Source organism: Rhizobium sp. AP16 (assembly GCF_000281735.1).
In the GTDB taxonomy this organism is placed as follows: domain Bacteria; phylum Pseudomonadota; class Alphaproteobacteria; order Rhizobiales; family Rhizobiaceae; genus Rhizobium; species Rhizobium rhizogenes.
This window is the reverse complement of record NZ_AJVM01000083.1, coordinates 75,197-85,204: the sequence shown is the minus strand read 5'-3', so window position 1 is coordinate 85,204 and position 10,008 is coordinate 75,197. Positions and strand designations below refer to the sequence as shown.

At 60.8% G+C, this 10,008-nt stretch carries 9 protein-coding genes; 3 read left to right on the top strand and 6 right to left on the bottom strand.

Annotation, left to right across the window (positions count from 1 at the left end):
- The 4 genes from PMI03_RS28625 to PMI03_RS28610 all read right to left on the bottom strand — a co-directional run.
- A partial coding sequence (locus PMI03_RS28625; protein ID WP_007702472.1) for an ABC transporter permease subunit occupies positions 1–876 on the bottom strand: 876 nt, incomplete at its 3' end.
- A gap of 107 nt (positions 877–983) precedes the next feature.
- The gene (locus PMI03_RS28620; RefSeq protein ID WP_007702466.1) at positions 984–1,973 is read right to left on the bottom strand and encodes an ABC transporter substrate-binding protein; all 990 of its coding nucleotides are present in this window, start codon (positions 1,971–1,973) and stop codon (positions 984–986) included.
- 231 nt (positions 1,974–2,204) lie between these two features.
- Positions 2,205–3,617 (bottom strand): ROK family protein, encoded by a 1,413-nt coding sequence (locus tag PMI03_RS28615; RefSeq protein ID WP_007702463.1) that lies wholly within the window; start codon positions 3,615–3,617, stop codon positions 2,205–2,207.
- Positions 3,610–4,551, bottom strand: coding sequence for a tagatose-bisphosphate aldolase (locus PMI03_RS28610; RefSeq protein ID WP_007702461.1), 942 nt, complete (start codon positions 4,549–4,551; stop codon positions 3,610–3,612). Before PMI03_RS28610 ends, PMI03_RS28615 begins: the two co-directional genes overlap by 8 nt.
- Positions 4,552–4,789: 238 nt before the next feature.
- Here PMI03_RS28610 and PMI03_RS28605 point away from each other — a divergent pair, with 238 nt between their 5' ends.
- Both PMI03_RS28605 and PMI03_RS28600 read left to right on the top strand, forming a co-directional pair.
- Positions 4,790–5,698, top strand: a complete 909-nt coding sequence (locus tag PMI03_RS28605; RefSeq protein WP_007702459.1) for a sugar-binding transcriptional regulator — start codon at positions 4,790–4,792, stop codon at positions 5,696–5,698.
- 15 nt (positions 5,699–5,713) lie between these two features.
- Entirely contained in the window at positions 5,714–6,385 is a 672-nt protein-coding gene (locus PMI03_RS28600; RefSeq protein ID WP_007702458.1) for an HAD-IA family hydrolase, read from the top strand.
- 91 nt (positions 6,386–6,476) lie between these two features.
- On the opposite strand, the gene PMI03_RS28595 is transcribed toward PMI03_RS28600, so the two are convergent.
- Both PMI03_RS28595 and PMI03_RS28590 read right to left on the bottom strand, forming a co-directional pair.
- Positions 6,477–7,775: a D-tagatose-bisphosphate aldolase, class II, non-catalytic subunit gene (locus PMI03_RS28595; protein ID WP_007702457.1), complete on the bottom strand. Its 1,299-nt coding sequence runs from the start codon at positions 7,773–7,775 to the stop codon at positions 6,477–6,479.
- On the bottom strand, positions 7,772–8,725 hold the full coding sequence (locus PMI03_RS28590) for a sugar kinase (protein ID WP_039974850.1): 954 nt from the start codon (positions 8,723–8,725) through the stop codon (positions 7,772–7,774). Before PMI03_RS28590 ends, PMI03_RS28595 begins: the two co-directional genes overlap by 4 nt.
- 247 nt (positions 8,726–8,972) lie before the next feature.
- Between PMI03_RS28590 and PMI03_RS28585 the strand changes: the two genes are divergently transcribed.
- Entirely contained in the window at positions 8,973–10,004 is a 1,032-nt protein-coding gene (locus PMI03_RS28585) for a LacI family DNA-binding transcriptional regulator (RefSeq protein WP_007702455.1), read from the top strand.
- Positions 10,005–10,008 lie beyond the last annotated feature (4 nt).

The window sequence follows — 10,008 nt, the reverse complement described above, 5'->3', positions numbered from 1 at the left end:
CAGGCTGGCGCCGCCGATGACGACCGCGGCCACGCTGTCGAGCAGCAACGGCTCACCGGCCTGGGCCGCACCTGCCGTGAAGCGGGCGGCGTAGAGCGCACCGCCGAGACCGGCGCAGACCGCCGAGAGCATATAGAGCCGCAACAGATGCGACTTGATATCGATGCCGGCCCGGCGCGCCGCCTGCGCATTGGCGCCGATCGCATAATTGTGCTGACCAAAGCGCGTCTGGCTCAGCAGGTAGTGCATGATCAGCACGAAGATAAAGGCGACAATGACGAGATAGGGCACGCCATAGAAGCGGCCGTTGCCGAGTTCGGCGAAATACGAGTTCTTGACCGGAACGGTGGTGCCGCCGGCCAGCAGAAAGGCCGTGCCGCGGGCGACGCCGAACATGCCGAGCGTGCCGATGAAGGGCGGAACCTTGAGGCGGGAAATCAAGAGGCCGTTGATGAAGCCGGGCACGGTGGCGGCGAGCATCGCAACGAGAATGCCAAGCACCATCGCCATCGGCAGCGGCATGTAGAGACCGGCGATATTGGTGACATGCGCGGCAACGACCGCCGCAAGACCCATGATGAAGCCGGTCGACAGGTCGATGCCACCGGATATGATGACGAAAGTCTGACCGATCGCCAGCAGTAGTGGCGCCACGGCAAAGACCGCGACCGACTGCCAGTTGAAGGACGAGCCGATAAAGGTGCCACCGAAATCGATGCGCGCCCAGATCTCAAACGTCACGATCAGTGCCGCAAGGAACAGCCATGCGCGCAATTGCGCGATATAGTTGATGATGGTTTTTGCCTGATCGCCGTGGTCCGCCTGTGGCGCCACATGCTGGTCCGCCTTGCGGGCCTCGGTATCTTCGGTAGTCATGGATGAATCCAAACTCGAGCGAGGACGTACAGAAGTCGTCACGCCATTTCCTCCATTATGATCAGAGACGTGCCCCGTCCCTTGGACGAGGCACAGACTTCATCCGATTAGTCGGAGTAGATGAACTTCGCGACGTCCTTGTCGGCGACGTTCGATTTGTCGATGACCGTAAAGCCGGTGCCGATCGCAGTCGGGATCGAGTTGCCGGTCAGGTGGGCATAGGCCGCCATCACGCCGAAATAGCCGATTTCGGCCGGGTGCTGGGCAATCGCCAGATCAACGAGGCCGGAATTGATATTGTCGACGATCGTGGTTGGCGCATCGAAGGCGACGACGCGGATCTTGCCGGTCTGGCCCGCCTGCTGCACGCCGTTGGCGGCACCGAGGGCGGAGAACAGGTTGGCGCCGAAAACGCCGTCGAGGTCCGAGTTGCGGGCGTAAACGGCCTGCAATTGCGACGCCGCCTTGTTGGCATCGTCATCATTATACTGCGTATCGAGAACCGTGATGTTCGGAAATTTCTTCATCTCTTCCTTGAAACCCTGCTCGCGCTGGTCGGTGGTCGAGATGCCGGGCTTGACGTTCGAAACGTAGACCTTGCCCTTTTCGCCGACGGCCTTGGCCAATGCGCGCGCTGCGATCGCGCCGCCCAGCAGGTTGTCCGAAGCGATGTAGGAAAGCGGAAAATCGGCATCGCCGCTTCCCGTCTGGTAGACGCCGCTTCCGATAAAGGTATCGACCGTGATGACCGGGATACCCGCATCCGCTGCCTTCTTCAGTGGCTGGACCAATTGATCCTTGTCGGTCGGCGCGATCAGGATCGCGTCAGGCTTCTTGGCGATGATCGCGTCGAGAACCGGAACCTGCGTGACCGGATTGAAGTCCGGCGCGCCCTGGAACACCAGCGTCGCACCCACCGCCTTGGCGGCAGCTTCGGCGCCCTTGCGCATGGTGATGTAGAAAGCATCGGTCGTCAGGCCCGGAATGAGGGCGATGGTAAACTTCTTGTCCTGCGCCTTGGCGCCTCCGGCAACAGCCGCCACGCCGGTGGCAAGCGTCGCCACGGCACTAGCCTTGAGAAATGAACGTCGTTCCATAATTTCCTCCCTTGAAAGCCGAACATCTCCCTTGTCCGGCGGAATGGATAATCAGTGGCTTACAGCGGGCCGTCAAGTAATATTTTTCTGCAACGAATTTCCGCCATCTATTTGAAATAGCTTGCCAATCAGGAAGATTGGCAAAGCGATGCACTTCGCCGCCAACGGAGCGTTGCGCGACGGTTTGAAGTCAGATCAAGCTTTCGTCTGCCGCCGGGACGGCGGCTACTTTCATGCGTGGTCAAACATCTCTGAAATCCAGGCGGTTATACTGTCCATATCCGGCTCTTTCGTCTGGTCGACCGTCCTCAGAGCGCCGCATGCCATGGGCTCCGCGCGATCGGCAAGCACCGCGAGTTCGGCGACATATTCGGCGCCCGGATGGCCCGGCAGCCTGTCTTTCAAGCGGCTGGCATAGCGTTCCGCAGCAACCGTGCCGGGCACCTTGCACCAAAGCTCCGCGACGCGATCCACACCGGCATCCTTGATATAGGTTTCAAGCAGCGCCTTCGGCTGGAAACCGAACCATGCATCGACGATGAAGGTGGACCCAGCCGGCGCCTCGCGGATGAACGACCAGATCGCCTGGTAGCTCGCCTTTCCCAAAGTCCGATTGAAATCCCTGTCGACGGGGCCGATGTGCTCCAGAAACGGATTCTTGATGCCATCGAGAGAAAGAACCGGCCAACCGGTACGTTGTGATAGCGATTTTGCAAGCCGGCTCTTTCCCGAAGCCGGAACACCGTTGACGAGCACGACGCATTTTTCGGCGGAATTGCCAGCATTCGCGAATGTCGACAAGGCCGCGCCGATTACGCCGGCGTCGTCCCCAAGCTTCGCGGGCAGGATCGTCGGCCGGAACCATGGCGCCACCGCTGGAAGGTCGGCAAGGGCGCGCGCCGCGTCGCAGCCGAGCCCCCCTCCCAACAAAATGACGTCCGGATCCATTGTTGCCGCGATATTATCGAGGGCGGTGCGCAGCGGGGATGCCCATGCACGCAAGACCGCCCTCGCCGTGCCATTTCCCTCAGCCGCCATTTCGAAAATCTCGCCGATGGATGTGGCCGAAAGGCCGGCTTCGTTCATATGCCGACGCAGCGCCGTTCCCGAGCTGAAGGTTTCCACGCAGCCGCGCCGTCCGCACGCGCAAAGCGGACCATCCTGCAGCACGGAGATATGGCCCAGCTGCCCGGCCGTCATATGGCCGTGATAGATGCTGCCATTATGGGCGACGGCACCGCCGATGCCCGTTCCGATCGTCAGCATCGCGACGCTCTGATATCCCTTGGCGCCGCCGACGCGCATTTCGGCGATGAGCGCCATGTTGCAATCATTTTCGATGACGACCCGCTTGCCGAGGCGCGTCTCGAGCCGATCGGCAAAGTCGATGCCGGCCAGATTGAGAATACCGCCCGAGAGGATCGTGCGGCTGGCCGCATCGACACGACCGGGAATGCCGACACCGATGCCGGCTGCTCCCGTCGCATCGAGTTCACCGACCATCGCCACGACGCGCTCGACCACATGCAACGGATCGGTGGGTGTCCGATCCGATAGCTTCTTCAGAATCTCGCCTCGATCGGAGACGAGAGCGGCACGAATATTCGTGCCGCCAATGTCCACGCCGATGGCTGTCTCAGGCATGTTCTTTCTGTCCCCGGCCGACGGTCTCAGACCTGCTACCCTTGAAATGGGTGGCGATCACAGCCTGAATTTCGCGAAGACGCGGAACCGCGACAGTTTCCAGTCTATCCCTTGTGACGGCGCGGTCGAGCGAAATGCAATCCTTCCACAGCGAGCGGCCGGCGATGACGCCGGAGGCACCGTTGCGCATCGCGTCTTCGACCTGCTTGAGGAAGGTCGAATGGTCGACGCCGGCAGACAGGACCGCCCATGGCACGTCTCCCGCAAGCTGCGTGACCTCAGCGCAAGCCTCTGGATTTCCCGGATACGGAATCTTCAGAACCTTCGCTCCGTAATCCAGGCAAATTCGGCTTCCGCCGACGATCAGGGACGGGATCTTCGCCTTGTACTCGGCTTCGTCCTCGTCATCGAACCTGTATGTCAGGAACTCGACGACGAGCAGCAGGTCTTCGCGTGCGAAATCCTCGATGCATTGGCTGAGGATATTGATGTTGTGAACATTCGCCTCATCCCGGTCCGAGCGGAGATAGACCATGATTTTACCGCCGGTGGCGCCAAGCTGGCGCACGCGCCGGGCCGTGATGCCGGGAACCAGCTTGGACAGGCGATATCCCTCCGGCGACGTATCCCAGCCGGAGGCATCGAGACCGATCAGAAGCGCCGTGTCACGCTGAATGATGCGATCGTCGACCAGAGCCGGAACAGCGCAGATCGGATCGACCAGAACGCAGGATGCCTTGCTGGCAAGAAATCGAGCGATATCGGCCTTGGTGTCGCCGAGGGTCTTGTCGGAGATCGCGGCCTGCGCCTCCGGTTCCTTGGCAAGCAAACTGCGCATGCCGCCGCGCTGATCGCAGGCGATCACCATCATGGCGCCATCGCTCCCGCAAATCTGCTGGTAGCCGCGCATTTCGGCTGTGGTTAATCTGGACATATATGCTCCTCCCTATAGCGTGCCCGAAACGGGTTGCTGAACGTGCATCCCGCTCCAAGGTTCGGAAGGGATGGCCAATGAATGTTGAGAGTTCTCCTCCGCCGCATAACCGTTGCGAAACCGGCTATTTTGAGCGATAACTCCCTCAGCATCCAGTGTGTAACACATTGCAGAAAGGAATTTCAACCTGAATTCGTCTCAGCCGCAGGAGCCTGCAACAAACCGTGCATTGCTGCATATGGTTGCAAAGTTGCACTATCAATCCGACATGTCGCAGGTCGACATTGCTAAAAAGCTAGGATTATCAACGGCTACGGTTTCACGCCTCCTCCAGAAGGCTCGGCTGGCCGGTATCGTGCGAATTGAGGTGATTGACCTTTCTCCGTCGGAAGACCTGAGTGCGGCACTGATCGACGGCCTTAAACTGCGCAACGCCGCCGTGATCGACACGCCGTCCTCCAACGTTCTCAGCGCACTTGCCCCTCCGGTCGGCTCCATGCTGCAGCAGGCGGGGCTTCATTCCGGCTCGACGCTTGGCATCGGCTGGGGACGCGCCGTCCGGGAGGTTACCCTCGCCGGCCTGCCGCAACTGCCCGGCATCGTCACCATTGCCCTCAACGGCGGCATGCAGCAGGCCGCGGCGCATTTCCAGACCAACGAATTCGTCCGCCAGGCGGCCGAGCAGATGGGCGGATTGCCGCATTTCCTGCACGCGCCCTACATCTCGTCCTCCGAGCTGCGCGATGCCTTCCTCGCCGACCCCACGGTGCAGCAGGTCACCGCGCTCTGGAACAAGCTCGATGCGGCGATCGTCGGCGTCGGTCTGACGCACGCGGCCAATCCGTCCGAGGCGACGGCGGCGCTTCCGGGAGAAAAAGCCCTCAGCCAAGCGGCGGGCGACGTGCTGCGGCACTACGTCACTGAAGCCGGCGAAATCCTGCATTGGGACGGCGAAGAGCGTATGATCGCCGCCACTCCTGAGCAGTTGCGACGGGTTCCCCTGTGCATTGCGGTTGCCGCGACGCCGGCCAAGGCGCCCGGCATCATCGGCGCGGCGCGGTCGGGCATGATCAATGCCCTCGTGACGGACGCCAATACGGCGCAGGCGATCCTCGATCGCCTATCCGCTGCCCCCCAGAAAAGCTAAGAAAGAATTCTCAAAATGGCCCTGCCCCTGCACCCCGATCGCTCCTTCGGCGCCTTCCTGTTCGATATGGATGGAACCGTGCTGAACTCGATCGCGGTCGGCGAACGGGTCTGGGCGGCCTGGGCCTTGCGCCACAATGTCGATGTCGAGAGCCTGCTGGCGATTGTGCACGGGCGCAAGGCAATCGAGACGATCACACGGCTTGGCCTTTTGGGAATCGATCCGGCCGAAGAGGCCCGACTTCTGACACTCGCCGAGATCGCCGATGTCGCTGGTGTCGTACCGATCGCGGGCGCGGTCGATTTCCTGAATGCTCTGCCCAGAGATCGCTGGGCAATCGTCACATCAGCGCCACGGGATCTTGCGGAAGTCCGCCTCAAGGCCGCGGGCATTCCCTGGCCGCCGCTGCTGATTACCGGCGAGGACGTACAGAACGGCAAACCCGCGCCGGACTGCTTTCTGCTGGCAGCAAAAACCCTGGGCCAGCCCATAGAGGAATGCCTGGTCTTCGAAGACGCTCCGGCCGGGATAGAGGCAGCCGAAGCAGCCGGTGCCGCGGTGGCCGTGATCAGCGCGACCCACAAGACCGTGCTGCCGACGCGGCATCCAAGCGTCGCGAGCTATGAGGATCTCGTCGCGGATGTCACGCCCAGCGGATCGCTTCGGCTCGCCGGCAGGCAGGATTGAAACTCCGGAGACTTCGGCCTTGCCGAAACAGCTAGAACGTTTTTACGCAATTCCGTACGGAAAACCGCAGCACACTTTTCCTGGAATTGCTCTAGTTCTGCGAGGCTGAATCGATGGCATCCGCATAGATGTCGAGCACGCGCGTGACGCTGGCAAGCAACAGCGCGCGCGCCTGTGGCGCCACCGATCCGTCGGCCACCAACGACTCCAGATGACCGAGATGCTGGCTGATCAGCGGGCGCGGGATTGTAACGCCTTGAAGAGCCGCCATCAGCTCGTCCACGGCCTTCTGCGCAGCCGGTACGGCCCAATAATAACGAATGCGATCGCTGAACGAATAATGCCGCTGCACATATTGCTCGTGGGCATCGCCGGGATAGTATTTCAGCCAATGCTCGGGCGACGACAGCATGATCCGCTCCATGGCGGCGGGAACGGCCTCGCTGATCGCATCCGGCACCAGGATTTCGGCAATGGCGCTAAGGCCATACAGTGCTTCGCGTAGGGCAAAGGTCAGCCAGGGACCGACTTTCAGGATTGCAAATCCATCGCTGACAAGATCGCGCAGCGCCTCGCCGCTCTGATAATCCGTCGAATGAGCCTCGAACACGAATTGCGGCATCTCGTCTAATGTGGCGACGAGATCTCTTGCCGCCTCTCGCACATAGGCAACAACATCGGCGTTGCCGAATTCCACGCCCGGCTGGACGACGATGCCGATCGAGCGCTCAAAAGCCTCGTTCAGTCCAAGTCTGGAGAAGGCCGTGCGGTGCAGCTCCACCGTCGCGCGCGCATCCCCAGGCGTCGTGACGTGCAGATGATCGAGCGCCTCGAACGCGCCGCCCGGGACGGGAACCTCGGTGCCGATAATGTAGCTCGGTGCCTGTGTTTTCGACTGGCGTATTCTTGCTTCCGAGATGGCGGCCAGTTCGGCTGCCCGGGATGCGATCGTCTCGTCAGGAAGAGCGGTCGGATCGTCGGCGCAGGCCATGCTCGTATCCAGATGCAGCTTGGTGAAACCGGCAGCCGCAAAGGCGTCGATCATTGCGCCGGCCTTGCGCATCGCCTCACTGGACGGCAGATGCTTCCAGGGATTTGGGCCGAGGTGATCCCCGCCGAGAATCAGACGATCCAGAGGGAAGCCGACCGCCGCCGCGATCTTTTCGACGAAGGCGCGAAAATCGGCGGGCGTCATGCCGGTATAGCCGCCGTCCTGATTGACCTGGTTGCAGGTTGCCTCGATCAGCACATCGGCGTTTCGGCCCTTTGCATGCGATAGCGCCGCCTCGATGACCAGGGGATGGGCCGAACAGACGGAGGTGATGCCGGATGGCAGATCGCTGCCACGACTTCTCGGCATATTTGCCAGTCGCTGCGTCGCAGAACTCATGACACTGCCCTCGCGGTCGCGCCGGACAGAAAGGACTGTACCTCGGCAAAGGTGGCAATGCCCTCCATGGGACCTTTGCGCGTCACGGCCAAGGCCCCGCAGGCACAGGCCAATCTCAAAGCTTCCTCCGGCGCCGCACCCCGGAGCCAAAGGGAGACGAAGCCCGCGCCGAAGCAATCGCCCGCGCCGGTCGGATCGACTTCGTCGACGACGAAACCGGACGCTGCAATTTTGCGATGCCGATCGTAATAGACCGCACCCTCCGCGCCCTTCTTGACGATTACCGCCGAAATCCCGCGCTCGAGCATTTCCGCTGCCGCTTCTGCCTCGTCGGTGGCCTTGGTGAAGATGAACAGTTCCTCGCCGCTCGGCAGGAAAATATCCGTCAGCGCCAGAACCTGATTCAGTGCTTCGCGCATGCCCGGCAGCTCGATCATCTCTCTACGTATATTCGGATCGAAGGAAACCGTGCCCCCATTGCGTTTGATCGTCTCGATGCCCGCCAGAACGACGGAGATCGCCCTCTTAGAAAACAGGGAGGAGCCCATGACATGAAAATGATCGGCGCCGGCCAGCAGGGCTGTCGCGCCATCGCCGGTTTCGATCAATCCAGCCGCGCTGTTCTTGATGTTGAAGACGAAATGACGGGAACCATCGGCTCGGTACGATACAAAAGCCGTGCCGGTCGCCTGCCCCTGATGAACCGTGATGGCGGAGACGTCCGCCCCCCAGTCGCGCAATCTGTCGATGTTCATCCGCCCGAAATCGTCTTCGCCGACGGCGCTGATCAAGCCGGCCGGCTGCCCAAGCCTTGCTGCCTGGGCAATGAAGATCGCCGGCGCTCCGGACGGGAATGGCCCGTGCAGCAATCCGGGCTGGGCCAGGCTTTGATCGAGCCGATCCGCCATGATTTCGACGACGATCTCTCCGGCACTGACGAGCTTTTTCATGAGATTGCGCACCCACTTCCCGGTGAAACTCTTGCCTCGGCTCACGATTGCCGCCGGCCGATAGGCAACTTTTCTATGGCTTGAACTTTTATGCGTCAATTAAGAAATTGACGCATGTAATATTTTTGAGCAACTTGAGGCTAGAAAGAACTTGCTCGAAACTTACCTCCATGGTTGCGCTTCCCTTCATGCGGACGCATAACAAGTCCCAGATGGGCGGATCGGCTCGAGAAATGGTCGACTTTTGATGGAAAAAATGACGCACAAGACAATGGAGGATTTCGCGAAATCCTGCGGCGTCTCCCGACCCACCCTCTCAAAGTATTTCGATGACCCGACGAGCGTCAAGCCGGTGACGCGCGCGTTGATCGAAGCGGCCCTCCGCTCGTCCGATTATCAGCCTAATATTTATGCGCGCAATCTCAATCGGAAGAGAACCCGCAATATCGGCATTCTTGTGCCGGCCCTCACCGACCCATTTTACGCCGAAATGGTCAACCGCCTGGAGTTGCGGCTGCGCTATGAGGGCTATTGGCCGATCGTGTTTTCCTCACACGGACTGCCGGAATTGGAGGCCGAAGCCGTCAGCACCATGCTGTCATTAAAGGTAGCGGGCACGCTCGCCGCGCCACTGGGACAGAAATCCGACCCGCGTGCATTCGAGAAGCTCGCGCAGAACGTACCTCTCGTCTATTTCGATACCTATATCGAGGGAAACACGCCGTTTATCGGCAACAACAACTACCAGAGCGTCGCGACCATCGTCGAATATCTCTGCCGATCCGGAGAGGCGCCGGTCTATCTCGACATTCCCCATGTCAATCACAACTCGCCGGAGCGACTGGCGAGCTATATCGCCACGATGGAGGCATCTGGCTACGAGCCGGTGGTGATCAAGACCAATGCGGCCTACACATGGGACTTCGAGCGCATCGGATACGAGCAGATGGACGAGATGCTGAACGCAAGGGCGCTTCCGGGCAAGACTATCCTCTGCGCCAACGACCGCCTCGCCTTCGGCGTGATGGCAGCCGCCTTTGCGCATGGACTGAAAGTCGGCCGCAAGAAAGGTGACCTGCGTGTGGCCGCCCATGACGACCATCCGCTTAGCCGCTACACCTGCCCGCCGCTGACGACAATGGCGCAGGATTTTGCGGCGATGACGGCAAATAGCGTCGACACGCTTTTGACGCTGCTCGGCGACACGGACACGCCGGTTCAGACGATTGCCCACAAAGTCAGACTCGATGGGACGCTGGTCATGCGGCAATCGGCATAGGACA

Bases quoted from the DNA above. Each gene is read 5' to 3' on its own strand.
- PMI03_RS28585 (WP_007702455.1), top strand. From the start codon at position 8,973: ATGGAAAAAATGACGCACAAGACAATGGAGGATTTCGCGAAATCCTGC.
- PMI03_RS28590 (WP_039974850.1), bottom strand. From the start codon at position 8,725: ATGAAAAAGCTCGTCAGTGCCGGAGAGATCGTCGTCGAAATCATGGCG.
- PMI03_RS28620 (WP_007702466.1), bottom strand. From the start codon at position 1,973: ATGGAACGACGTTCATTTCTCAAGGCTAGTGCCGTGGCGACGCTTGCC.
- PMI03_RS28605 (WP_007702459.1), top strand. From the start codon at position 4,790: ATGGTTGCAAAGTTGCACTATCAATCCGACATGTCGCAGGTCGACATT.
- PMI03_RS28615 (WP_007702463.1), bottom strand. From the start codon at position 3,617: ATGCCTGAGACAGCCATCGGCGTGGACATTGGCGGCACGAATATTCGT.
- PMI03_RS28595 (WP_007702457.1), bottom strand. From the start codon at position 7,775: ATGAGTTCTGCGACGCAGCGACTGGCAAATATGCCGAGAAGTCGTGGC.
- PMI03_RS28600 (WP_007702458.1), top strand. From the start codon at position 5,714: ATGGCCCTGCCCCTGCACCCCGATCGCTCCTTCGGCGCCTTCCTGTTC.
- PMI03_RS28610 (WP_007702461.1), bottom strand. From the start codon at position 4,551: ATGTCCAGATTAACCACAGCCGAAATGCGCGGCTACCAGCAGATTTGC.